Source organism: Mycobacterium toneyamaense (assembly GCF_055384815.1).
In genome coordinates, this window is the sequence record NZ_AP040333.1 from 3,962,826 (window position 1) to 3,985,950 (window position 23,125).

The following is a 23,125-nucleotide window of genomic DNA, read 5'->3' on the forward strand; positions in this document are numbered from 1 at the left end:
GGGCCTCATCCACAGGTATTGATCATTGCTCCAGGACCCCAACAACCCCGATACTGAATTAGGGAATGCAGTCCGCGCGAGATGCGTTTACCGCAACCGACTGCCAACTGACGTTGCAGTGACTGCTCGAAACGAATGGGGCAACGATGTCGGTGGAGTATGTCGAATACGAATCCAACGTCGATATTCGCTTTCCCGAAAACATCGCCTGGTTCGACACCGATACCGATTGCAGCGTGGTGCTGTCGCAACCCCACACCGACCCGGAACTCTGGAACCGCTACGTGGATGCGGCGGAGCAAAGCTATCGCCGGCACGGCGTCGAAGCGGTCGTCGACGCTGCCGCGATCCGCGGCGGTGCCGACACCGCGCTGTTCTGGACGGTCCTGGACCGCGGCGGCAACATGGTCGGCGGCCTGCGTGCCAAAGCCCCGCTCGGCGGCGCCGATGATTCTCATGCCGTGGTCGAGTGGGCCGGCCGGCCCGGACTGGCCATGGTGCGCAAGATGATCAACGACCGGGTGCCCTTTGGCGTCATGGAGATGAAAACGGCGTGGGTCTCCGACAACCGGACCAGCCAGCACGCCATCACGAATCTCCTGGCCCGCACCGCCTATCACGCCACCAGCGTCATGGGCGTGCAGTTCGTGATGGCCACGGCAGCCCAGCACGTCCTGGAATTGTGGAAATCCGGTGGCGGCGTGGTGGCGCCCATTCCGGCCACGCCGTACCCGGACGAGCGCTACCGCACCAAGATGATGTGGTGGGATCGACGGACCATGGTCAATCATTCTCAGCCGGAGCAGATTACGAAGGCGCTGCACGAGATCGACGCGATATCAACCAGGCTGGTCGCCGGTTGATGCCAGCTCTGGACGCTAACCACATCTCGATCCTCGACCCGCAGAACCCCGCCGACGCGGAATCCCTCGAAGCGCTGCTGCGCGACCCGACGGTGAACACCGTGGACACCTGGGCCGACCAGTTCGCCGCGCTGGCCGAACTCCGGCCGGCACCGACGTCCGATCTCCTCGACGAGCCCGCCCGCTGGGTCTACTACCCGTGGCGCGCGACGGTGCTGAAGCTGCTGGGACCGCGGTCGTATCGCCGACTGCGTCTGGACCGCAACCGGCATCTGGCCACCAGCGGCGAACAGGACCGGCTGGGCCGCCTCCGCATCGGCATCGTCGGACTCAGCTCGGGCCACCTCATCGCTCACTCGCTCGCCGTAGCGGGGTTCTGCGGCGAGCTGCGGCTCACCGATTTCGACACGCTGGGCGTGTCCAATCTCAACCGCATTCCCGCAACGGTTTTCGACATCGGCCTCAACAAGGCGACCGCCGCCATGCGCCGGATCGCCGAACTCGATCCCTACCTCCTCGTCCGGCATTCGTCCGCCGGACTGAGTGCCGACGCCCTCGCGCCGTTCCTCGACGGGCTCGACGTACTGGTCGAGCAATGTGACTCGTTGGAGATGAAACTGCACCTCCGGCACGGCGCCCGCGCCCGCGGGATCCCGGTGCTGATGGCCACCAGCGACCGCGGGCTGATCGACGTCGAACGCTTCGACATCGATCCCACCCGCCCGGTCTTCCACGGACTGCTCGGCGACATCGACCCCGACGCGATGGCGGGCCTGCCGATCGCCCAGAAGTTGCCGTACCTCATGCAGGTCTTCGACCCGGCCAGAGTTTCGCCGCGAATGGGTGCGTCCCTACTCGAGGTGGGCCGCACGCTGTCGGCCTGGCCACAGCTCGTCGGCGACGTAACCGTCGGAGCGGCAACAGTTTTGGAAGCCATCCGCCGGATCGGGCTGGACGAACCGCTGGCGTCGGGGCGCACCCAGGTCGACATCGGCGGTCTGCTCGGCGAATTGGCCGAACCCACCCGCGCGGACCCACCTGCCGACGGCGCCCTGCCGCCGTCCCCTGCGGTCGCCACCGGGCTCGGCCAGGTCGTCGACGCCGCGGTCGCCGCCGCCATCCGCGCCCCGTCGGGCGGCAATTCCCAGCCCTGGCACATCGCGGTGACAGCCGACAGCGTCGTCATCGGCATCGATCCCGCGCGCACGTCGACCATGGACGTCGGCTTCCGGGGCAGTGCGGTCGCCATCGGAGCCGCCGCGTTCAACGCCCGAGTTGCTGCCGCCGCCAACGGTTTTGCCACCGACGTGACCTACACCGAACCCGCCGGCGAGTCCCCGCTGCAGATCGCCCTCCGGCTGCGGCCGGGCGCCGACCCTGAGCTCGCCCGGTGCTACCCCGGGATCTTCGAACGTGAGACCAACCGCCACCGCGGGACGGGCGCACCGTTGCCCCCCGAGGTGTCCGAGACACTCGCGCGGGTGGCACAGCAACACGACGCACGTGTGCACGTGATGGTCGGCCACGACGAGATCGCACGCACAGCAACGGTCTTCGCCGACGCCGACCGAATCCGCTATCTCACCCCCACCCTGCACCGCGAGATGATCTCGGAACTGCGCTGGCCCGGCGACGACGGATCGGACTTCGGCATCGACGTCCGTTCCCTGGGGCTCGATTCCGGCGATCTGGCCGTACTGCCCCTGCTGCGCCGGACCGACGTCGTTGCGGCACTCGATGACTGGGATGCCGGCTCCGTCCTCGGGGATGACACAAGTGGTCGCATGCGTTCCAGCAGTGCGATCGTCACCGTCATGATCCGAGGCGCGGCGCTGAGCGACTTCGCCCGTGGCGGTGCCGCCGTGGTCGCCGTGTGGATGGCGGCGCAGGACGCCGGCCTGGCCGTGCAGCCGATGTCGCCGCCGTTTCTCTACGCCCACACCGGAACCGAACTCGGCGAACTGTCCGGCAAGTACGCCGACGAACTCCGCCGACTACAGGACACGTTCCATGCGTTGACCAGCAAAGGGCCGGGCGAGGCCGTGGTGCTCGCGCTCCGAATATCGGATGCGCCACCGGCTTCGGTACCCAGCCGCAGGAGCACCGCCTTTGAGGTCAGCGCAGGTTAAGCTGATCGTCTCATGTCCATCGACGAGTCTCCCCCTTCACTGGATCGCCTGGTCACAGAGGTTGCGACGCGGTTGATGGCGGCGGACTCCAGCAACTCCACCAAGGTGTACACGGACGTTCTGGAGATCCTCGTCAACTACTTCGAGGTCGACGTCAGCTTCCTGCGCCGCAACGACCATGAGATCGGTGCTTCGATCCTCGTCGCGGAATGGCCACTGCGGCCGGAGATTCCGGACCCCGACCCCCTGCGCGTGGTGTACTTCGCCGAGGCCGACCCGGTCTTCGCGGAGACCGAGCACCGCAAGACACCGCTGATCGTGCGCCCCGACCCGGAGCCGGACGACTACCAGCGCCGCATCGAGGCGGACCGCAACGTCCCCCAGATATCACTGGCAGCAACGCCTTTGGTGTCCGGCGACCGCACCACCGGCGCCTTGGGCTTCATCAAGTACGGCAACCGGGAATGGGTCACCGAGGAGATCAACGCGCTGCAGGCCATCGCTTCGCTGTTGACCCAGGCCCAATCTCGGGGTCTCGCCGAGGAGCAGCTCCGGTACCTGGCCGAACACGACGACCTGACCGGCCTGAACAACCGGCGCGCCCTCATCGCCCACCTCGATGCCCGGTTGCAGCCGGGACAACCCGGCCCGGTCACCGCCCTCTTCTTCGACCTCGATCGGCTCAAGGCCATCAATGACTACCTGGGGCACAGCGCGGGTGACTCGTTCATCCGCGTCTTCGCCCAGCGCCTCACCGAAGGGGTCGACAGCAAGACCGTGATCGCCCGGCTCGGCGGTGACGAATTCGTCGTCGTCCCGGCCGAGCCGATATCCGCGACGAAGGCCGAAGCCCTGGCCTACCAGCTTCAGGACTCGCTGCGGCGTCGCGTCTGGATCGACGGCGAACGGCTCACGCGGACAGTGAGTGTCGGCGTCGCTTCCGGTATCCCGGGCTCCGACAACTCCTCCGACCTGTTGCGCCGGGCCGACCAGGCCGTCTTGAGCGCGAAGTCGGCCGGCGGGGATCGTGTCGCGGTGTTCACCACCGCGATGTCCCTGGAAACGGCCTACCGCAACGATATCGAGCTGCATCTGCAGGACGTCATCGAGAACGGCGCACTGCTGCTCAACTACCTACCGGAAATCGACATGCGCACCGGGAAGCTGCTCGCGACCGAAGCGCTCGTCCGCTGGGACCATCCCACACGCGGGCTGCTCCCGCCGGCCGCATTCATCGGTATCGCCGAATCGATCAACCTGGCAGGCGAATTGGGCCGTTGGGTGCTGCGGACGGCCTGTCGAGAGTTCGCCCGGTGGCGCGAGGACTTCCTGGCTTCGAAATCCGGCAGCGATGATGCCGATGACCGCGACGATTTCGAACTACGCGTCAACGTCTCCCCGGTCCAGCTGGTGACCGACGGCTTCGCCGAGTCGGTGGCCGACATCCTCGACGAATTCGGTCTCGACCGCGGATCGGTGTGCCTGGAGATCACCGAGAACGTCGTCGTCCAGGACAGCGAGTCCTCCCGCGCCACCCTGGCGGACCTCCACAGAACCGGGGTCCGGCTGGCGATCGACGACTTCGGCACCGGCTACAGCGTGCTGTCCCATCTCAAGTCGCTACCGGTCGACATCCTCAAGATCGACCGCAGCTTCGTCACCGATCTGGGTTCCAACCCCGGCGACCTCGCGATCGTCCGGGCGATCATCGCACTGGCCGACTCGTTCGGTCTCCAGATCGTCGCCGAGGGTGTCGAAACCACAGCTGCCGCAACCACACTGCTGCGCCTCGGCTGTCACCGTGCGCAGGGCTTCCTGTTGTCGCGGCCGCTGCCGAGCGACCAGATGGCGACGCTGTACCGCAAGGGACGGGTACCGGTCCGGTTCACCAGCGAGATGTGATCCGAACCGCGCTAGCGCGCAACCAGTTCCACGCGGGCGAATCTGCTGGCGGGCAGGCCCACGATACAGACCTCGAGGGCGCCGGCCGGCGCCGCGGCAGTCTCGACGGATGCGCCCTTGCCGGTGAAATCGGGCGAGATCACGACGCCGTGGCGCGCACGTACGAAGTACGGCCCGTCGGGTGTGTTCAGTTCGGCTCCGATGATCCGGCGGTCTTCGAACAGCAGCGCCTGCAGCGTGCTGGCCGCGCTCACCGCGATATCGCGTTCGGCGGCCGCCGCCGCCAGCCAGTCGAACAATTGGCCCGGTCCGTCGCCCGTGCTCCATTCGATGGCGCCGAGCGAAGACAGCTGGAGCGTCGTGCCCGCCGAGTCGCGCAGGGTCTCCGAGGACCAGCCGCGAACCGTGCTGTAGAGCGCGCCGGTGGCCGAATCCAGGCACACCCGGGCCCAGTCGAGCAGTCCCGCGCCGAAGAACGTCTCGATGGTGCGCGTGTGCGTCTCGGACTCCGTCAGCTCGCGCACGACACGGGCCGGCACCGAAGCGCCGTCCGACGGCGGTTCGGCCGCGTCATCGACTTCGGCGGTCACCGCAGCGAAATAGACGGCGGTGGCGTCGAGCTGCTCGCCGAGGTCGGGCTCGGCCGCTTCGACTTCGCCGGGTCCGCCGGCTTCCGGGGCGGGCTCGTCGTCGGGAATCCCTCGCGGTACGCCGAACTCGTCGATCCTTGCGTCGAGCGTGGCGCCCAGAGTGACGCAATGCACATCATCGCCGCGCAGCCAGCGCCCGTCATCGGCGTGCAGCGCTCCGGCAACCATCACATCTGCGGCGGCGTCGACCGCGGCAATGGCTGTCGCCAGGCCACCGATACCGGCGCCGACGCACAGCACGTCAACTTCTGCGTCCCAATCCAACCTGAAATCCCTGAGTTAAGCGGCAGCGAATTGCAACAATCCGACAGCCAGGGATCGATTTCGCCGTGCGGCTACTTTACATACTCTCGGAATGAACGACACCAACAACGGCCTACGTTATGGCACCCTTAGGATGATTCCGGGGGGCTAGGAGCTTGGGTCGGTAAGCCGTTGGTGGGGTGAGGTCGTCGAAGGTGCGTACAGATCGCAGTCCGTGGCTCTGAGGTGATCTGGTTGCACGTTCGATGCGCGATCGCGTGTGGTGAGCGCCCAGTGCGCCCGGTGCCCTGCCGACGGGGCCTCAATAGGCGGGTAGGGCCGAGAGGCCGGTAAGTCCGATGTGGCCGTGCAGTTTTCGTATGTTGTGGCACGCCGCGAGCAATAGCCATTCGCCGCGGGCCTGCTCAAGGCCGCGCAGCAGAAGATGTTTGGCGTTCTGCAGCGTCGACATCTGACCGAACACCGGTTCCACGATGGCTTTACGGCGGGCATAAACCTGCTGGCCACGTTTGGTGGTGAGCTTGCGGGCCATCCGTTGCTTGGTGGTGGCATCGGCCGGGATGCGTCCGCGTGGGGCCACCGGGGCCGGGTCATCACGGCGCCGGCGGCCGGGGGCAATGAAGAACTCGGTCCCATACGTAGCGGTGTATGCGGCGGCGGCCTCACAGTTGGCGGCGCTGCTGTAGCCGGCATCAGCGAGCACCTGGGCGGGAACCCGGCCGGTGTTGGCCGCCGCTTGCCGGGTCATCGGCAACAGGGTGCCCACATCGGCGGCGTTGGTGCCCACTGCGGTGGCCACGATCACCTGATGATCGGCATCGACCACAGCCGCGGCGTTGTAGCACTGGTGAAACGCCCCATCGGCGGTGAGCATGATCTTGGAATCCGGATCGGTGAAGTTGCGCTGCGCCTTGGGTTTCGGTGTGGCTGCTGCGGCGGCGGCCGCTCCCGCACTGGTGGTGGTGTCGTCATCATCGTCGCGTTCACGGGCTTTGCGTTCAGCGTCGGCGCGGGCCGCCTCGGCGGCTTCGTGCTCCAGGGCGGCTTTGGCCTGGCGAATCTTCACCAGCCGGGTCTCGCGGCGGGCCAACTCGGCCGGGAGCTCATCACCACGGCGGTCCTTACCGAACTGCTGGTCTTCGGCCTTGTCGATCCGTTCAGCTTCCAATAGCAGCGCTGACACCTCGGCGGCCAGGACTTTCTCTTTCTCGGTCATCCGGGCATAACTCATCGCTTTGCGTTTGGAGGCGTTGGCCCGCACCTTCGTGCCATCAAGGGCGACCCGGCCCAGGGACACCATGCCCGCGGCCTGACACAACGCCAACGCCTGCACGAACACATGTCCCAGGGCGGACAGGTGGCGTTTACGGAACCGGGCGATCGCCCGGTAATCGGGGGCGCTACCAGAGGCCAGCCACCGAAACGCGACCACGTCAACACAGGCGGCTTCCAGCTTGCGCGAGGAACGCACCCCGGTCGTGTACCCGTACAGCAGAATCCGCACCAGCAGCCGCGGATCGTACGGTGGCCCACCCCGGACCTCGGTATAGGCGGCATGGATCCGGGACAAGTCCAGATGCTCATCGACCAACTCGGCGATGAACCGGGCCAGATGCTCAGCGGGCAGCCAGTCATCGAGCGACGGCGGCAACAACAGGCCCTGCTCCGGCGCGAACGGGCGAAACGTCTTGTCCACCGGCGCCTTCGGCGCCACAGAATGTGAATCCACCCGCTGCCCGGGGTCTACCTCGAACAACCCGCCATCACCGAGATCATCACGCACACCTAAGGATCCCGTATACCGGCAGCTCGCACCAACACCCCGCCCGGCGTGTTACTGACCCACGCTCCTAGCCACAGAACGCGCGCTGACGGAAGGTGATCGACGAATGGGGCGCCAGCCGCGATCCGAAGTGACCCGACGCAAGATCATTGACTCTGCTGTCGATTTGATCAACGAGATCGGTTATCCCGCCGCGGGATTGGCTGACATCATCGAACGCGCCGAGCTGACCAAGGGCGCGCTCTACTATCACTTCGACTCCAAAGAAGCACTGGCCACTGTCATCATCGAAGAGGCAATGGTTCTGCTGCACAACGTGTTCCAGTCCGCACGGGACTCCGAGCACAGCGCCATGGAATCACTGATCGTCGGCACCTTCACCACCAGCGACCTGTTGGCGACCAACCGGACCGCCCAAGCGGGGACCAAACTGCTGCGCACGTTCGCCGGCTTCAACCCGACGGCGCGACACAGTTACGTGAACTTCGTCGACCAGTTCACCTCGGACATCAAGCGCGCCGAAACAGACGGCGACCTGCGCCCGGGCGCGGACCCCGCCGACGTCGCCAACACGCTGGTGGCCTGGATCCTCGGCGCGGAGTTGATGTCAAGCGCCGCGTCCGACGGCAACGATCTCCGGGAGCGGTTCGCCAGGCAGTGGCGCGTTCTGATGCCGGCGATCGTGACCGCGGACTCGCTCGACCGCCATCTTGCCTTCATGGCGGCCGCATCCACGCGACAGACGAACACCGTGGAGCAGACCACCACCTGAAACCCACATCGCTAACTAAGTTCACTTCTTTGTTGCTAGGCTGCCATCAGCCCAAGCGACAGAGGAGTCTGCATGGACCTCAATTGGTCGGCCAGTGATCTGGCATTCCGCGATGAAGTACGCACGTTTCTGCAGGAAAATCTGACACCGGACATCCAAGAAGCCGGTCGCCTGATGACCAGCGTGTACAGCGATCACGACGCGAGCCTGGACTGGCAGCGCATCCTGCACGAGCGCGGCTGGGCGGCGCCGGCCTGGCCGGTGGAGTACGGCGGCTGCGATTGGAGCTTGACGCAGCACTACATCTTCAGCCGGGAGTCGATCCTGGCCGGGGCGCCGTCGCTGTCCCCGATGGGCATCCGGATGGTGGCACACGCGATCATCCGGTTCGGCACTGCCGAACAGAAGGACTACTTCCTGCCCCGCATCCTGACCGGCGAGGTCTTCTTCTGCCAGGGCTACTCCGAACCCGAGGCCGGGTCCGACCTGGCCGCCCTGACCATGGCCGCCGCTTCCGACGGCGACGACCTGGTGTGCACCGGCAGCAAGATCTGGACCACCCACGCCACCGAGGCGAACTGGATGTTCGCACTGGTGCGCACCACCCGCACCGCCAAGAAGCAGCAGGGCATCACCTTCGTCCTGATCGACATGAGCACACCCGGTATCGAAATCCGGCCACTGGTCATGACGTCGGGCGAAGAGGTCCAGAACCAGGTCTTCTTCGACGAGGTCCGGGTGCCCAAGAGCAACGTCATCGGGCAGATCGACGACGGCTGGACCGTCGCGAAGTACCTGCTCGAATTCGAACGCGGCGGCGGTGCGGCCGCCCCGGGCCTGCAGGTGCTGGCCGACGAGATCGCCACGGCGGCGGCGCACGCGCCGGGCCCCGAGGGCGGCGTGCTGCTCGACGATGCCGCGTTCTCGCGCAAGCTCGCCGATGCGCGAATCCGCACCGAAGTGCTCGAGATTCTCGAATACCGCGTGCTGGCCGCGCTGGCCGGCGGCGGACATCCGGGCGCAGCGTCGTCGATGCTGAAGGTGCTCTCCACCGAGTTGAGCCAGACCCTGACCGAACTCGCCATGGAGGCCGCCGGCCCCCGCGGCCGGGCGTACCAGCCGCATGCCACCCGTCCCGGTGGACCGGTGGCCGAATTCGCCCCTCCCCCAGACGGTTACGTCAGCGGCGAGGCATGGCAGGCGGTCGCGCCGCTGCGGTATTTCAACGACCGCGCCGGCTCGATCTACGCCGGCAGCAACGAAATTCAGCGCAATATCCTCGCCAAAGCAGAATTGGGGCTGTAGATGGACTTCACCTTCTCCGCGGAACAGGAACTTCTCCGGGACGGCCTGTCCAAGTTCCTGGCCGGCCGGTATGACCTCGAAACCAGCCGGGCAGCAGCGAAATCGGGGCCCGGTTGGCAGCCTGACATCTGGCAGTCGTTCGCCGAGGAACTCGGCATCCTCGGCGCCGCGCTGCCGGAAGACGCGGGTGGCATCGGCGGCGGGCCCGTCGAGGTCATGCTGATCGCCGAAGCGCTGGGTCACGCCCTGGTCATCGAACCGTACGTGGACACCGCGGTGGTCGCAGCCGGTCTGTTGCTGCGATCCGGTAGCCCGGTTGCCGGCCCCATCTTGGCGGAAATCGCCTCCGGCACAGCCGTTGTCGCGCTTGCCGCGGCCGAGGCCCACAGCGGCGACCGGTGGCAGGACGTCCAGACCACCGCCTCCCGCGACGGCGACGACTGGGTGCTGCGCGGCGACAAGATCATGGTGGTCAACGCGCCGTTGGCCACCCACCTGCTCGTCACCGCACAGACACCCGGCGGCATCTCACTGTTCCTGGTCGACATCTCCGAGCCCCGCGAGGGGCTGGTAATGCACAGCTACCGCACCGTCGACGACCGTCGGGCCGCCGACCTGGAACTCCGCGACGTCCGGCTGCCGGGCGACGCGCTCCTCGGCGCCGAGGGCGAGGCGTGGCCGTCGATCGCCCAGGCCCGCGACGAGGGCGCCGCCGCCGTGTGCGCCGAAGCCGTCGGCAACATGCGGAAGGCGTTGGCGGACACCGTCGAATACGCCAAGCAGCGCCAGCAGTTCGGCCAGCCGATCGGCAGCTTCCAGGCCCTGCAGCATCGCATGGTCGACATGCACATGGAGCTCGAACAGTCCGTGTCGGCGGTGTACCTTGCCGTGCTCAACCTGGAAGCCGACGCGCACACCCGGGCACGCGCGGTTTCCGCGGCCAAGGCCACCGTCGGCCGCGCCGCACGGTTCATCGGCCAGAACGCCGTACAGCTGCACGGCGGCATGGGTATGACCGAAGAGCTCGCCATCGGCCACTACTTCAAGCGGCTCACCGCCGTTCAGTACGAATACGGCTCCACCGACCACCACGTGACCCGCTACGCAGAACTGACCCGCGGCTGAGTTCGGCGCCGCGCAACTCTGGGTGTGCCCTCACCTGATCCGGCCGGACCGGATCAGGTGAGCGTCATCTGCTTCTGCGCGTACAGCTTTGCCCACTCGGCGCGCGGCCGGATCGACGTGTCGACGTCGACGGCTTTGGCGCGCAGGGCACCCGCCGTCGCCTGGTCCTTCGGGGTCAACTTGAACGGGTCCCAGCCGAAGAACCGGCAGGAGTTCTGCCAGGTGATCTTGTCGATGTCGGAATCGCTTGCGCCCGCGGCATTCAACTCGGCCAGCACCTGCTCGGGCGCATCGGGCCAGAAGCAGTCCGAGTGCGGATAGTCGCACTCCCAGGCGATGATGTCGATACCGATCTCGTGGCGCAGCTTCAGCGACGTCTTGTCGGTGACGTAGCACGCCAGCGAATGCTCACGGAAGACGTCACTGGGCAGCTTGTCCCCGAAGTCGCGGCGCAGCCATTTCTGGTTGGTGTAGTGCCGGTCGCTGCGATCCAGATAGAACGGGATCCAACCGATACCGCCTTCGGAGAACGCGAATTTCAGGTCCGGGTAGTTGCGCATCGCCGGGCCCCACAGCAGGTCCTGGGCGCACATCGCCGAGACCTGCGTGGCCAGGATGATCAGATTGTCGATCGGGGCGTCCTTGGCCATCGAGATCGCGCCGAAACCGGTGCCGATGTGCAGACACATCACCACGTTCTCTTCCGACAGGGTACGGAACACCGGGCCCCAGTAGTCTTCGTCGAAGTAGCTCGGCAGGCCTTCCAGGTGCGGCAACTCGGGCATCGTCACCGCCCGGCACCCCTTCGCAGCGACGCGACGGATCTCACGGCACATCGCCTCGGGGTTCCACGTCGGCAGGATCGCGATGGGGATGAACCGGTCCGGGTACGAACCGGCCCATTCATCGATATGCCAGTCGTTGTAGGCCGAGACCATCACCAGGGTGGCCTCTTCGCGGTGCATGTTCAGGTGCCGGGCGGAGAAACCGGTGAAGGTCGGGAAGCACATCGAGGCCAGGATGCCGTTGCGGTTCATGTCGCGTACCCGCTCGTGCACGTCGTAGACGCCGGGACGCATCTCGGCGAACCCGGCAGGATCGCGACCCCACTCCTCGGCCGGCCAGGAGACCACGGCATTGAGCCCGCTCACTCCTTGGGGGCGGCCCTGGTACATCCACTGGTCGACGCCCTTGTCGTCGGTGACGACGATCGGCGCCTCGGGCTTGTACTTGTCCGGAACGTGGTTGACGAACATGTCGGGCGGCTCCACGACATGGTCATCGATGCTCACCAGGATCAGGTCGTCGGTATTCACTGGACTCCAATTGCTCCTCACGTGCGCGGCATCCTCACGTCCGCGCCTGCACACCTCAGTAGTACCGTCTACAGGCGTGACCGTCTCTGCACTTTCGGACAGAGGTTTATCTCAAACGGCCAAGATGTCCGAGCGGCCGGTGATCGAGCTGCGCCGCGGCGGCCGCGCCCTCGGCGGCAGCTACCTCTACGAGGGCGACGCGCTGATCACCGGCTGGCACTCGCACGAGGTGCACCAGATCGAATACGCACTGCACGGCCTCGTCGAGGTGGAAACCGATGTCGCCCACTATCTGCTGCCGCCGCAACAGGCCGCCTGGATACCGGCCGGCCTGCCCCATCAGGCGGTGATGAACCCCGACGTCCAGACCGTTGCCGTGATGTTCGATCCCGGCCTGATCTCGGACCGGTCGGACCGGGCTCGGATCATCGCCGTCTCCCCACTGATCCGCGAGATGATGATCTACGCGTTGCGGTGGCCCATCGACCGGCCGGACGGCGATGCCGTCTCCGACGGGTTTTTTCGCACCCTGGCGCATCTCGTCGCCGAAGCGCTGGACCACGAAGCGCCGCTGAGCCTGCCGACGTCCGAGCACCCGATCGTCGCCGCGGCGATGGCCTACACGAAAGCGCATCTGGCTTCGGCAACGGCCGAACAGGTGAGCCGCGCGGTCGCGGTGTCGCAGCGGTCGCTGCGCCGGCTGTTCCAGGAGTCCATCGGATTATCTTGGCGGACTTATCTTCTCAACGCCCGGATGCTCCGGGCGATGGCGTTGCTGACAGAACCGGGGCAGTCGGTGCAGGCCACTGCCACCGCGGTCGGCTTCGAGAGCCTGAGCGCGTTCACCCGCTGCTTCACCCAGTTCAGCGGGCAGTCACCGTCGGGTTACCGGCGCCAGACCGCGGAGACGGCGCGCGCGCCGCACGAGTCGCGATAAGGGTCGCGATCACGGCCGGTCAGCCATCTCCCAGGTGCGATCACATCGCACCTGGGTCTCGGCGATCAACCGCGCGTTCGGCTCGTCGACCGCACGGACCCAGTGCTCGGCCGCGATCAAACTGCGTCCGCCGGCGATGTGGCGCGCAAGCAGTCGCTGCCGCCGCACCTCGTCGGCGCCGCTGAGGTAGTACAGCCGATCGATCAGCTCCCGCGCACCGGCAAAGCCGTTGGACGGCAACGCCAGATAGTTCCCCTCCGTGACCACGAGCCGGGCCGCCGCGGGCACAACCAGTCCGGCCGCAACAGACTCCTCCATCGCCCGATCGAACCGTGGCACATAGACATCGGCAGTCTGATACGCGTCCCGCACCCGAGCCAACGCCACCAGGAAACCGGCCGCATCGAAGGTGTCCGGGGCACCCTTACGGCCTTTGCGGCCGAGCCGCGCCAGCTGCGCATTGGCGAGATGAAAGCCATCCATGGGCAGTAGGGCCGCGAAATCATGCTGCGCGGAATTGAATTCATCGACGAGATGTGCGGCCGCGGTCGACTTGCCGACACCCGGTGGCCCGGTGAGACCGACGACCACCCGGCCCGACCGCTCATCGAGCAGTCGGGCGACATCGTCCGTCAAGCGGGCCATGGCGCGGACATTAGCCGTTCGGCGCGTCCAAGTCGAAGACGTGCAGCACGCGATACCGGCAATGTCACCGGCGCTGCGGCTCGGGCGCACACGCCGTCAACAGCTCCGTGCCGTCCTTGCCCGCGACATCAGCGGGACTCAGCCAGCCGAATCCCTGGAACCAGTAGGTATCCGGTGCATGCCGGCCCGACTCGGTGACGGCCGGACCGAGGTCGGTTGTGGTGGTTTCCGGCTCCCCGCTGGGGCGGTAGACCCGCAGCAGCACCGTTTTCCGGGTCCGCCAGTCGAATCCGCCGGGCAGCGGCCGTGCCACAGCGAAGCCGGGGTACGGCCCGGTGGCGGTCAGGGAGTCGAACGGGACGGCATTGCGTGCGTCGGCAGCCAGTACCATATCCGTCTGACCGGGCTGGAATGTCAGGATCACCGCGTCCACCGGACCGCAGTACCGGCCGGGCCAGATTCGCAACGTCCCGTCGGTGACGCGCACCCCGAAAACCCTCGGCAGTTGCCGGCCCCGCGCGGGGTCACGCGAACAGAGCGTCAGGAACTTCGTGCCGTCCCGGGCCGCGACGCCCGCAGGATTGAGCCAACCGATGCCCTCGAACCAGTAGGTGTCCGGCGGATGCCGGTCCGATTCCGTGATCGCCTCGCCCAGCTTGCTGACACCGCCGAATGATCGTGGCGACTGCGGAAAGACGGACACGGTGTCCGCGGTGCGCCAGTCGAATCCGGCGGGCAGCGGCGTCACCACATCGAACCCTGGATAGGGCCCGCCGACGGTGAGGTACTCGACTTCGACGCCGGGGTTCGGCGGAGTCGTGCGTGCACCGATGGCTTCCGGCAATGGCGTCGCCTCGAGCTTCAGTTCCGCCTTGGCGCGGCCATCGATGTTGAAGGTGACGTTGACGGCCGTCGTGCCGCGGCATGGTGAGCCGGTCCACACCCGCAGTTGTCCGTCGGTCACCCGGACTCCGAATTGCACCGGTAGCGACGGCTTCCCCAGGGGGTCACAGCCGCACAACGCCAGCAGCGTCACGAAAGCCACACCGAGACAGTGGATTCGCCGGATCACGAGTAACCCCCGTCCGATGCGCCGGCGTTGGTCTCGAACGGATTTCGGCGGCCGGTGAGCTTTTCGGCGGCCAGACTGATCGCGTACTGCTTGGCGAATTCCACGGGTCCCAACGCGGCCCACTGTCCCGAGTGCCGCTCTTCGTGATGCAGGACGCGATCGATGTCCATGTCCTGCTGGCGTGCGCCGCCGGGCCCGTCGTACCACATCTGACCCGACCCGATGATCTTGCGGAGTTGGTCGCCCGCATCCGCCGGGTGATCGATGTTGATCAGGAACACGTCACCATAGGTGGATCCGGCCTGCTGGCTCAGCTGGTTCTGGATGAACCCGCCGCCCAGTCCCATCAGCATGCCGTTGGGTGTGGTGGCGAACCGCCCGCCGCTGCCCGCCAGTCGCGGAACCTGTTCGTAGCTCCAGGAATTCGCCGACTGCCGGTCGACGATGCGCTGCACCTCGGTCGCCGTGTAGGGCGTTTCGGCGAAGTCGGTGGTCGGGTTTCCTTTTTTGTAGCTGGTGCCCGCGTTGAGGATGTACGTCATCAACACGGCCCGGCGGGCGTCGTCGGCGCTGGTCCCCGGCGGTAGCAGGAAGTAGGTGTTGTCGTCGCTGGGATCGCTGCTCGTTCGGTTGTTGTCGACGACGCGCTCCATGCCCTCGAGGATCTCGAAACTCGCCGGGGTGAGCTTCTGCTGCCGTGCGATGTCGACGATGACCTGAGGCGGCACACCCTTTTTCGCCGCATTCTGCAGCCACTCCCGGTAATACCCCGCGCTGGTCCCGCTCAGCAGGCCCGCGTCGCGCAGCGCGTCCTCGTACTTGTTGACGGGGTCGTATCCCGGTTCCCCGGGATCATCACCGATTCGTGCGTCTTTCGCTTCCGGCACGTCGAACGGAATACGTTCGGCAGCTGCTTGGTCGCCGTGCTCGTAAAGGAACGCGGCCGAATCGAGCTTCCCCGCGAACGCGGACATGCCCTGTCCCAGCACCTGCGCACGACGCAGGAGCGCAGCCCCCACCTCGCGACACGCCTGGCCGCTGTCGAGCCCGGCCACCGGGCCCGCGGCGGCAGACAGTTCGGGGCCGCCGCCGTCGTTGACCAGTCCGCCGGCCACGTCCGCCAGCTCCGCTGCGGTTTCCCGCAACGAGGCCACGACGACCGTCAACGGCGCCGTCATGCCAGTTCCCAACCGACCTTGCGGAGCTGATGGCCGGTGTCGCGGTCGGCCGCTTCGAATTTCGCGAGCAGCAGTTTGATCGCGTTCTCGACCTCGATCCGCTTGGCCGCGATCTGCAGCGCCTGGACCGGCGAAACCCGCGCATACCAGCGGAGCCAGAAGCCGGGCGTGACCCCGCCGTCGTCGGCGACGTCCCACTGCGACCCGGCAGCGTCGACTGCCTTCTTCAGACTGGCGCGGAGCTCGGTGAGCTGGGCACCACCTGTCGCCAACGGCTCTGCCACGGCATCGAGCTGGTTCCGATATGCGGTCTGCTCGTCGAGCGATTCGCGCCCCTGCTTCTGCGCGGCATCGGCGGCGGTGCCGGTCCAGTCCTCGGCCAGATGGGCGAATTGCGTTCGTGCCCGGTCGATCTGGGCGCCGACGCGCTGGGCCGCGGCCCGCGCGTCGAGGGATGCGGTCAGCAGCGATTCCGGATCGGAATTCAGCACCTGCGACACCGTGTACGACATGGACCGTCCCCCGTTCCCATCGGTCTCCATTGTCCCCCACGGGCCGCAGGCCACCGGTCACCAAAAATCGCGTCCCCGCGACCAGGATGTCACCTAGTGGGAACCTGCCTTCCACTGACGCTGCGGGCCGACTAAGACCGAATGATGACCTCCCACATCGCGCCCCCGCCCGACACAATGCAAGCAATGGTGCTGACCGAGTTCGGCGGCCCCGAGGTGCTGCACGCCGCCGAGTTGCCCACCCCGGTGCCCGCGGCCGACGAGGTGCTGGTCGAGATCGCCTGCACCAGCGTCAACCCGGCGGACTGGAAAACCCGCGAGGGCAAGCTCTCCGCCTACATCGACTATCACTTCCCGTTCGTGCTCGGCTTCGACCTGGCCGGCGTCATCGCGGCAGTCGGGCCGGGCGTGACCCGTTGGCAGGTGGGCGATCAGGTCTTCGGGATGTCCAACCAGCGCAACGGGAATGACGGCACTACGCCGAATACTGCCTCGCATCGTCCGAGCTGCTCGCGCCACTGCCCGCCGGCTGGAGCCACGTCGACGCCGCGGGACTGCCGGTGGCGGGCAGCACCGCCTACGGCGGCATGGTCGACGCCGGCGGGCTGCAGGACGGCCAGACCGTGCTGATCAACGGCGGCGCCGGTGGCGTCGGCAGCATCGCGATCCAGATCGCCCGGGCGCTGGGCGCGCGGGTCGCGGTGACGTGCAGCCCGAGGAACTTCGATTACGTCACCGAACTCGGCGCCGAGCTGGCCATCGACTACCGCGGCGGCGACGTCGTCGCGCAGCTGCGGGCCTGGGCTCCGTCGGGCGTCGATCAGGTGCTCGACGCCGTCGGGCTGGACACCCTGCTGCCGCATGCCGAGGAGCTGGTGGCTCCCGGCGGCAGCTACGTCGAGATCGAGACCCTCATTTCGCGCGCCGACGAGGAGCGGGTGGCCCGTGCCGCCGAGCGCGGCGTGCGGATCGTCTCCAACATGATCGCGGTCCAGCGCCAGCCCCAGCACCTCATGGAGTTGGCCGCACTCTGCGCCAAGGGCGCGATCCGGCCACCGGAAACCGAGGTGCTGCCACTGTCGAAGGTGGCTGACGCGCACCGCCTCGTCGAGGCCGGGCACGTCCGCGGGAAAGTCATCCTCGCCACGCATTCCGGCTGAGCTCGCCCGGCCAAAGCCCTTGGGACGGAGACTCATCCGACCACCGGGCTGGTAGCGTGATGCGGACGTTCAGGCCGAGGCACGGGAGGCATTGTGGGGCATCGCGAATTGCTCCATCACCTGGTGTCCGACGCCGCTGCCGCAATGCCTGATCGGCCGGCTCTCATCGCCGAGGACGGCACCGTCACGACGTTCGCGCAGTTCGACCGGTCGATCGCGGCGGTCGCCGGCTGGATCGCGTCGCGGACCAGGCGCGGCGACCGCGTCGCGGTGATCGCCGACAACGGCCCGGATTACGCGACGCTCTACTACGCGGTGCCCGGCGCCGGACGCATCCTGGTCCTGATCAATCAGCGGCTCAGTGCCGACGAGCATGTCGCACAACTGGCGACCGCGGCTCCGACCTTGATACTGGGTGACGGCCGCTATCTGGGGCCCCTGAACCGGCCCGAGGCAATCTCGTTCGACAGCGAAGAGTGGACTGCGGCAACTCAATCGGCCGGACGGCCCGGGCCCGACGAACCTGACGCCGACGACCCCGTCTGGCTGCTGTTCACCAGTGGGTCGACGGGAGCGCCGAAAGGTGTTGTGCACACGCATCGTTCGATCACCGCGGCGGTCCGGGGCAGTATCGCCGGCAGGTCGGTCCGTCCGGGCGGTGTCTATCTGCTGCCGTTTCCCATGTGCCACATCGCCGGGTACAACATGCTGGTGCACCACGGTGCCCGGTCGACGGTGCTGCCGGTGGCGGCATTCCGGCCCGATGACTTCGCGGCCGCGGTGAACCGGCACCAGGTGACCTCGTGTTCGTTGGCCCCGACCATGCTGCACAGCCTGCTGGCCCATCTGGACCAGGCCGGCACCGATCTGCCGTCGCTTCGCGACATCGCCTACGGTTCGTCGGCCATTCCGGCCGACCTGCTCCGGCGTGCCCTCGACCGGCTCGACGTGGGATTCCACCAGGGTTACGGAATGACCGAAACCGGCGGCAACGTCACGTTTCTCGGGCCCGAGGACCACCGGGCGGGCGCTGCTGGCGACACCGCCGTCCTCGGGTCGGCCGGCCGTCCCCACGGCGGCGTGCAGATCCGGATCGCGCCGAACGGCGAAATCCTGGTGCGCGGAGACCAGGTGGCGGTCCGGTACTGGCCCGACACGCCCACGACCGTCGACGGCTGGTTGCACACCGGCGACGTCGGATATCTCGACGACGAGGGCCGACTCGTGGTGTCCGACCGGCTGAAGGACATCATCATCACCGGCGGCGAGAACGTGTCCTCGCGGGAAGTCGAGGACGTGCTGTCAGCGCACCCCGACGTGGATCAGGTTGCGGTCGTGGGGGTTCCGGATCCGTACTGGGGTGAGGCCATCTGCGCGGTCGTCGTGCCCAGCGGCGGGGCTCACCCTGACGCGGATGCCCTGACCGCGTATGTTCGCGAGCACATCGCGGCCTTCAAGCGCCCCCGGCACGTCGTGTTCGTGGACGCCCTACCGCTGACGACCAATGGCAAGATCGCGAAACAGATACTGCGCGAACAGCTCCGAGCACGATTCACCAACTAGCGCGGCTGCTCAGGGCGTGGTCGTCGCGAGGCCTGCCCGCTCGACGCTCATCAGGCTCTCGGTCTCGTGCTCCTGCCGGTACGCCGCACCACCGCCGTTGAGGCCGAACAGCCGCTTGCTCCACAACAACCACAGCACGGCGATGATGTTCACCAGCAGCATCGCCACGCGCAGTGTGGTGACCTTTTCCGTCAGCTCGTAGATCTCCAGCGGCAGGAAGATACCGGTGGCCACCACCGCGAAATACTCTCCCCACCGCCACATCCCCCACAGCCCGACAGCTTCCACCAACTCGATCAGCGCATACACCGCAATGCCGATCCCGATCCACAACAGGGTCGTGCCCGACATGGTGAAGGCATCGTTGATGTGCCGAATGATCTTGGAACCGTCGATGTTCCAGCCGATCTGGTCGGCCAGCGGCCGCAGCAGGGGCAGGTCCTTCTCGAACATGTCCCGCAGATGCACACGCGCCGCTCGCACCCTGAAGACGCCGTAGGACATCGCGGCCAGCAGCAGGAATCGGAAGACGCGCTCGACCGCCAGCACCCGCATCAGCACGCGGTCGCGCAGCAGCCGGCCGCGCGGGACTTCGGGTGCCGATTCCGCCGGTCCCTTCCCCCGTGGCGGGCCGACGACGAACGTCTCGCACCTCAGGCAGCGCCACGCCTCACCGACCGGGGTCTGCACGTGCAGACGGGCGGCCAGCTCCGGCTCATCCGGGGCGAACGTTGCGTGGCCGCGGAGTCCGCAGGACCGGAGGGCGAAATCCACCATGTCCGTACCGTATCGACACGAGCTGAGCGGAGCACCCGAATCCGCCCGCCGTAGTTCCGCCGGTTCAAGGAAGATGGACCGATGCCATCCCTACTGTGGTTCCGTCGCGACCTGCGGCTGCATGACCTGCCCGCGCTGGCGGCTGCGATCGACCAGGACCGTGACGTACTCGCGTGCTTTGTGCTCGACCCGCGCCTCGAGGCGTCGTCGGGCCCGCGCCGTCTGCAGTTCCTGGGCGACTGTTTGAGACACCTGAACGCAGAACTCGATGGCCGACTCCTGATCACCCGTGGCCGCCCTGAAGAGCGAATTCCGTTGATCGCCAACAAAGTCGATGCCACTGCAGTGCACATCTCGGCAGATTTCTCGCCGTTTGGCCGACGCCGCGACAGCCGCGTGCAGGACGCCCTGGACGGTATCCCCCTGATATCCACCGGATCGCCGTACCTGATCTCGCCGGGGCGGGTCACCAAAGACGACGACAGCCCATACAAGGTGTTCACGCCGTTCTTCCGTCGCTGGCGTGACCACGGCTGGCGGCAACCGGCCGGCACCGGTGCACAATCGGCACGGTGGATCGATCCGGGCAGCGTGGCGACCGCCGTGTCCAAACTTGCCGACGCCCCAGACACTGGTGTGCCGGCCGGATTCACCGCCGGCGAGGAGGCAGCTCGGCACCGGTGGCAGCAGTTCGTCGACGAGGGACTGGGCGACTATGACGACCACCGCGACCTGCCCGGCATCGACGGCACGAGCCATATGTCGGTGCATTTGAAGTTCGGCACCATTCATCCCCGCACCATGGTCGCCGACCTCGACTTACGCCACAGCAGCCACCTTGCGTACCTGCGCCAGCTTGCTTTTCGCGATTTCTATGCCGCGGTACTGCATCACTGGCCGAACAGCGCCTGGCACAACTGGAACCGCGACTTCGATGTCATCGAGACCGATACCGACGACGCGGCAGAGCGGCTCTTCGAAGCCTGGAAGGCCGGACAGACCGGATTCCCGTTCGTCGACGCCGGCATGCGGCAATTGCATCAGACCGGATTCATGCCCAACCGGGTACGTATGATCGCCGCGTCCTTTCTGGTCAAAGACCTGCACCTGCCTTGGCAATGGGGCGCCCGCTGGTTCATGGAGCAGTTGGTGGACGCCGATATCGCCAACAATCAGCATGGCTGGCAATGGTGCGCGGGCAGCGGCACCGATGCCGCGCCCTACTTCCGGGTGTTCAATCCGACAGCGCAAGGACAGAAATTCGACCCCACCGGCGCCTACATCCGCCGCTGGATTCCCGAACTGGCCGACGTGGTTGATCCCCACCTCAAATCGGGATCGCGGCCGGCCGACTACCCGGCGGCGATCGTCGATCACGGCGAAGAACGCGGCGAAGCGCTCCGCCGGTACCAAGCGGTCGGCGCCCGAAGCGCCGCCGTGCGCGCGTCGCGGAAACCGTAGCGATTCCCCGGCGTATGGCAGCATCGACAGGGGGCACCTGCCAATTGGCCAGTGCCGTCGCGGTTCTGCCGCACCGGGGGAAGGATTGCGATGCGTGTCACGACATTACTGATCACGGGAGTCGCGACAGCCGTCACCGCGGCCGTCGGCGGCGCCGCAACAGCGCCTGCGGTCCGCTCGAGGTGGTATGCGCAACTGCGGAAGCCGGCCTACCAGCCGCCGCGTCAGGTGTTTCCGGTGGTCTGGCCGGCGCTGTATGCGGACATCGCCGCGGTGTCGGCCGCCACCATCGATGAATTGGGGGCAACCGGCCGCGACATCGAGCGACGCGCCTACCGGAACGGGCTCGCACTGAACCTCGTACTCAACGCCGCGTGGTCCTGGTTGTTCTTCAACCGCCGCCGGTTCGGAACGGCGACAGCCGTCAGCGCCGTGCTGACGGTGAGCAGCGCCGATCTGTCAAGGCGGGCCGTCGACGCCATCGGCGGACGGGCCGCACCACTGGCGCTGTATCCGCTGTGGTGCGCTTTCGCCACCGTGTTGTGCGGGCACATCCGGCAACTGAACCGCCGAGCCGGCCAGTCGTAGCCGCGGAGGTCTGGCACTCACCGGGCCATCGACCTACGCTGGCGAGCATCCACGCCCGATACACGCGGAGGCCAGGTTGCCGAATCCGGAAGCTTTTCTCGACCAGTTCGCCGATGACGCGTCCGGGCGGGTGTTCGCCGAGCCGTACCACACGCCTGATGGCTCGACTGTGATCCCCGTCGCCAAGGTCAGCCACGGCGGCACCGGACCGACGGCAAAACCGCTGGGCGTCTTCGTCATCCGTGACAGTGGCACGACCTGGGTGCCCGCCGTCGATGCGGACCGCATCGCGTTGGTCGGTGTCGTGACGGGCCTGGTGGCCGCGACAATCGGCTGCCTTGCGCTGCTGCGGCGCCCGCCGTGGCCGGACCTGTCCGACCACGGGCACCCGGCTTCGCGTCGGCAGCGCTGACGTTCATCCGCGCCGGGCGCGGATTTCATCTCACAGATTCAGATCGTCGACTTGTCGACACTTGCGTCGTTTCGCGAGCCCGCCTCTGGGTATCTGGTGTTGCGGGGGTCGTGGAGTTGTTCGACCGCGGGACAGCGCGGAAGAGCGATTCCTCTTTCATCACGAGCACACGCAAGGAGTTCAACCCATGACCTTGAAGAAGACCGCAGCGCGTGCAGTTGCAACCAGCATGCTTGGCCTGGCAGGCCTCGGCGTCGGCGCCGGCCTCGCGCAGGCAGACCCGGTCGGCCCGATGCCGACACCGCCATTTCCGTCGCCCAACGTCCCCGGACCAGGCGTAAACGCCGGGACACCGGGCAACCCGCTCCCGCCGGGACGCGGTTTCCTCCCGCCTCCTGGACACGGCGGGCCGATGCCGCAGGACCGTATTCCGTTCACCGCGACGCCGTCGTGGGTCCTGGTCCCGGTGGTGCCGCCGATGGGCACCCCACCGGCACCGGCGCTCCCGGACTGGGCCACCGGCATGCAGGTGGTCTGGAACCCTGACCTGGGCGCTTGGGGCGTCTGGGACATGCAGGGCAGCGCGTTCATCCGCATCTGACCGACAGCAAGCGGCCGCCACCCCGTCGTTTGACGGGGTGGCGGCCCGCTGACGGGGACTGCGGACCTCGCAGCACTCACCAAATCCCCGGAAACTCTACGGATACTCCC

The 23,125-nt window shown here is 67.0% G+C and carries 22 protein-coding genes; 14 read left to right on the forward strand and 8 right to left on the reverse strand.

Annotated elements, in window-relative coordinates; all coding sequences use genetic code 11:
• Positions 1 to 146: 146 nt before the first annotated feature.
• From ACZ5IQ_RS19025 to ACZ5IQ_RS19035, 3 genes are read left to right on the forward strand one after another with little or no spacing between them, the layout of a single operon-like run.
• Positions 147 to 863, forward strand: coding sequence for a hypothetical protein (locus ACZ5IQ_RS19025; protein ID WP_061009922.1), 717 nt, complete (start codon positions 147 to 149; stop codon positions 861 to 863).
• Positions 863 to 2,992 carry an Rv1355c family protein gene (locus ACZ5IQ_RS19030; protein WP_464480105.1) on the forward strand — a complete coding sequence of 710 codons (2,130 nt, stop codon included), beginning with the start codon at positions 863 to 865 and terminating at the stop codon, positions 2,990 to 2,992. The genes ACZ5IQ_RS19025 and ACZ5IQ_RS19030 overlap by 1 nt, the downstream gene beginning before the upstream one ends.
• 12 nt (positions 2,993 to 3,004) lie before the next feature.
• Positions 3,005 to 4,894, forward strand: coding sequence for a putative bifunctional diguanylate cyclase/phosphodiesterase (locus ACZ5IQ_RS19035; protein ID WP_464480106.1), 1,890 nt, complete (start codon positions 3,005 to 3,007; stop codon positions 4,892 to 4,894).
• Positions 4,895 to 4,905: 11 nt separating this feature from the next.
• Here ACZ5IQ_RS19035 and ACZ5IQ_RS19040 read toward each other — a convergent pair whose 3' ends face one another.
• Positions 4,906 to 5,808 (reverse strand): hypothetical protein, encoded by a 903-nt coding sequence (locus ACZ5IQ_RS19040; RefSeq protein ID WP_131808831.1) that lies wholly within the window; start codon positions 5,806 to 5,808, stop codon positions 4,906 to 4,908.
• A gap of 301 nt (positions 5,809 to 6,109) precedes the next feature.
• Positions 6,110 to 7,504, reverse strand: a complete 1,395-nt coding sequence (locus tag ACZ5IQ_RS19045) for an IS1182 family transposase (RefSeq protein WP_464481422.1) — start codon at positions 7,502 to 7,504, stop codon at positions 6,110 to 6,112.
• 193 nt (positions 7,505 to 7,697) lie between these two features.
• Between ACZ5IQ_RS19045 and ACZ5IQ_RS19050 the strand changes: the two genes are divergently transcribed.
• The 3 genes from ACZ5IQ_RS19050 to ACZ5IQ_RS19060 all read left to right on the forward strand — a co-directional run bounded on the left by ACZ5IQ_RS19050 (position 7,698) and on the right by ACZ5IQ_RS19060 (position 10,793).
• Complete coding sequence (locus tag ACZ5IQ_RS19050) at positions 7,698 to 8,363, forward strand: ScbR family autoregulator-binding transcription factor (protein ID WP_061009914.1); 666 nt, start codon at positions 7,698 to 7,700, stop codon at positions 8,361 to 8,363.
• 72 nt (positions 8,364 to 8,435) lie between these two features.
• Positions 8,436 to 9,668, forward strand: coding sequence for an acyl-CoA dehydrogenase family protein (locus tag ACZ5IQ_RS19055; RefSeq protein WP_064860413.1), 1,233 nt, complete (start codon positions 8,436 to 8,438; stop codon positions 9,666 to 9,668).
• The gene (locus tag ACZ5IQ_RS19060) at positions 9,669 to 10,793 is read left to right on the forward strand and encodes an acyl-CoA dehydrogenase family protein (protein ID WP_064860412.1); all 1,125 of its coding nucleotides are present in this window, start codon (positions 9,669 to 9,671) and stop codon (positions 10,791 to 10,793) included.
• A gap of 53 nt (positions 10,794 to 10,846) precedes the next feature.
• Here ACZ5IQ_RS19060 and ACZ5IQ_RS19065 read toward each other — a convergent pair whose 3' ends face one another.
• Positions 10,847 to 12,109: an amidohydrolase family protein gene (locus ACZ5IQ_RS19065; protein WP_064860411.1), complete on the reverse strand. Its 1,263-nt coding sequence runs from the start codon at positions 12,107 to 12,109 to the stop codon at positions 10,847 to 10,849.
• Between the two features lie 76 nt (positions 12,110 to 12,185).
• Between ACZ5IQ_RS19065 and ACZ5IQ_RS19070 the strand changes: the two genes are divergently transcribed.
• Positions 12,186 to 13,046 carry an AraC family transcriptional regulator gene (locus tag ACZ5IQ_RS19070; protein WP_209841251.1) on the forward strand — a complete coding sequence of 287 codons (861 nt, stop codon included), beginning with the start codon at positions 12,186 to 12,188 and terminating at the stop codon, positions 13,044 to 13,046.
• Between the two features lie 9 nt (positions 13,047 to 13,055).
• On the opposite strand, the gene ACZ5IQ_RS19075 is transcribed toward ACZ5IQ_RS19070, so the two are convergent.
• From ACZ5IQ_RS19075 to ACZ5IQ_RS19090, 4 genes are read right to left on the reverse strand one after another with little or no spacing between them, the layout of a single operon-like run.
• A complete protein-coding gene (locus tag ACZ5IQ_RS19075) occupies positions 13,056 to 13,745 on the reverse strand; it encodes a nucleoside/nucleotide kinase family protein (RefSeq protein ID WP_268794107.1) in 690 nt (229 codons plus the stop codon).
• Between the two features lie 10 nt (positions 13,746 to 13,755).
• Positions 13,756 to 14,736, reverse strand: coding sequence for a hypothetical protein (locus ACZ5IQ_RS19080; RefSeq protein ID WP_131808830.1), 981 nt, complete (start codon positions 14,734 to 14,736; stop codon positions 13,756 to 13,758).
• Positions 14,737 to 14,759: 23 nt separating this feature from the next.
• On the reverse strand, positions 14,760 to 15,941 hold the full coding sequence (locus tag ACZ5IQ_RS19085) for a type VII secretion target (protein WP_082934870.1): 1,182 nt from the start codon (positions 15,939 to 15,941) through the stop codon (positions 14,760 to 14,762).
• Positions 15,938 to 16,453: a WXG100 family type VII secretion target gene (locus ACZ5IQ_RS19090; RefSeq protein ID WP_064860409.1), complete on the reverse strand. Its 516-nt coding sequence runs from the start codon at positions 16,451 to 16,453 to the stop codon at positions 15,938 to 15,940. The genes ACZ5IQ_RS19085 and ACZ5IQ_RS19090 overlap by 4 nt, the downstream gene beginning before the upstream one ends.
• Positions 16,454 to 16,639: 186 nt before the next feature.
• On the opposite strand from ACZ5IQ_RS19090, the gene ACZ5IQ_RS19095 reads away from it, so the two are divergent.
• The 3 genes from ACZ5IQ_RS19095 (at position 16,640) to ACZ5IQ_RS19105 (ending at position 19,176) form a co-directional block, all read left to right on the forward strand.
• The gene (locus ACZ5IQ_RS19095; protein ID WP_234789752.1) at positions 16,640 to 17,083 is read left to right on the forward strand and encodes an alcohol dehydrogenase catalytic domain-containing protein; all 444 of its coding nucleotides are present in this window, start codon (positions 16,640 to 16,642) and stop codon (positions 17,081 to 17,083) included.
• Positions 17,014 to 17,613, forward strand: coding sequence for a zinc-binding dehydrogenase (locus tag ACZ5IQ_RS19100; RefSeq protein ID WP_244602347.1), 600 nt, complete (start codon positions 17,014 to 17,016; stop codon positions 17,611 to 17,613). Before ACZ5IQ_RS19095 ends, ACZ5IQ_RS19100 begins: the two co-directional genes overlap by 70 nt.
• A gap of 108 nt (positions 17,614 to 17,721) precedes the next feature.
• Positions 17,722 to 19,176 (forward strand): AMP-binding protein, encoded by a 1,455-nt coding sequence (locus ACZ5IQ_RS19105; protein WP_135357350.1) that lies wholly within the window; start codon positions 17,722 to 17,724, stop codon positions 19,174 to 19,176.
• A gap of 9 nt (positions 19,177 to 19,185) precedes the next feature.
• Here ACZ5IQ_RS19105 and ACZ5IQ_RS19110 read toward each other — a convergent pair whose 3' ends face one another.
• On the reverse strand, positions 19,186 to 19,953 hold the full coding sequence (locus ACZ5IQ_RS19110; RefSeq protein WP_061009895.1) for a DUF2127 domain-containing protein: 768 nt from the start codon (positions 19,951 to 19,953) through the stop codon (positions 19,186 to 19,188).
• A gap of 81 nt (positions 19,954 to 20,034) precedes the next feature.
• On the opposite strand from ACZ5IQ_RS19110, the gene ACZ5IQ_RS19115 reads away from it, so the two are divergent.
• From ACZ5IQ_RS19115 to ACZ5IQ_RS19130, 4 genes are all read left to right on the forward strand, one after another.
• Positions 20,035 to 21,414: a cryptochrome/photolyase family protein gene (locus tag ACZ5IQ_RS19115; RefSeq protein ID WP_135357316.1), complete on the forward strand. Its 1,380-nt coding sequence runs from the start codon at positions 20,035 to 20,037 to the stop codon at positions 21,412 to 21,414.
• 90 nt (positions 21,415 to 21,504) lie between these two features.
• The gene (locus ACZ5IQ_RS19120; RefSeq protein WP_135357315.1) at positions 21,505 to 22,002 is read left to right on the forward strand and encodes a TspO/MBR family protein; all 498 of its coding nucleotides are present in this window, start codon (positions 21,505 to 21,507) and stop codon (positions 22,000 to 22,002) included.
• Positions 22,003 to 22,078: 76 nt separating this feature from the next.
• Positions 22,079 to 22,414 carry a GerW family sporulation protein gene (locus ACZ5IQ_RS19125; RefSeq protein WP_135357314.1) on the forward strand — a complete coding sequence of 112 codons (336 nt, stop codon included), beginning with the start codon at positions 22,079 to 22,081 and terminating at the stop codon, positions 22,412 to 22,414.
• A 187-nt stretch (positions 22,415 to 22,601) separates the two neighbouring features.
• On the forward strand, positions 22,602 to 23,015 hold the full coding sequence (locus ACZ5IQ_RS19130; RefSeq protein WP_061009885.1) for a hypothetical protein: 414 nt from the start codon (positions 22,602 to 22,604) through the stop codon (positions 23,013 to 23,015).
• Positions 23,016 to 23,125 lie beyond the last annotated feature (110 nt).

Excerpts from the sequence above, each read along its gene's own strand:
- ACZ5IQ_RS19025 (WP_061009922.1), top strand. The coding sequence starts at position 147 with ATGTCGGTGGAGTATGTCGAATACGAATCCAACGTCGATATTCGCTTT.
- ACZ5IQ_RS19030 (WP_464480105.1), top strand. The coding sequence starts at position 863 with ATGCCAGCTCTGGACGCTAACCACATCTCGATCCTCGACCCGCAGAAC.
- ACZ5IQ_RS19035 (WP_464480106.1), top strand. The coding sequence starts at position 3,005 with ATGTCCATCGACGAGTCTCCCCCTTCACTGGATCGCCTGGTCACAGAG.
- ACZ5IQ_RS19050 (WP_061009914.1), top strand. The coding sequence starts at position 7,698 with ATGGGGCGCCAGCCGCGATCCGAAGTGACCCGACGCAAGATCATTGAC.
- ACZ5IQ_RS19055 (WP_064860413.1), top strand. The coding sequence starts at position 8,436 with ATGGACCTCAATTGGTCGGCCAGTGATCTGGCATTCCGCGATGAAGTA.
- ACZ5IQ_RS19060 (WP_064860412.1), top strand. The coding sequence starts at position 9,669 with ATGGACTTCACCTTCTCCGCGGAACAGGAACTTCTCCGGGACGGCCTG.
- ACZ5IQ_RS19085 (WP_082934870.1), bottom strand. The coding sequence starts at position 15,941 with ATGACGGCGCCGTTGACGGTCGTCGTGGCCTCGTTGCGGGAAACCGCA.
- ACZ5IQ_RS19090 (WP_064860409.1), bottom strand. The coding sequence starts at position 16,453 with ATGTCGTACACGGTGTCGCAGGTGCTGAATTCCGATCCGGAATCGCTG.
- ACZ5IQ_RS19095 (WP_234789752.1), top strand. The coding sequence starts at position 16,640 with ATGGTGCTGACCGAGTTCGGCGGCCCCGAGGTGCTGCACGCCGCCGAG.
- ACZ5IQ_RS19110 (WP_061009895.1), bottom strand. The coding sequence starts at position 19,953 with ATGGTGGATTTCGCCCTCCGGTCCTGCGGACTCCGCGGCCACGCAACG.
- ACZ5IQ_RS19115 (WP_135357316.1), top strand. The coding sequence starts at position 20,035 with ATGCCATCCCTACTGTGGTTCCGTCGCGACCTGCGGCTGCATGACCTG.
- ACZ5IQ_RS19120 (WP_135357315.1), top strand. The coding sequence starts at position 21,505 with ATGCGTGTCACGACATTACTGATCACGGGAGTCGCGACAGCCGTCACC.
- ACZ5IQ_RS19130 (WP_061009885.1), top strand. The coding sequence starts at position 22,602 with ATGACCTTGAAGAAGACCGCAGCGCGTGCAGTTGCAACCAGCATGCTT.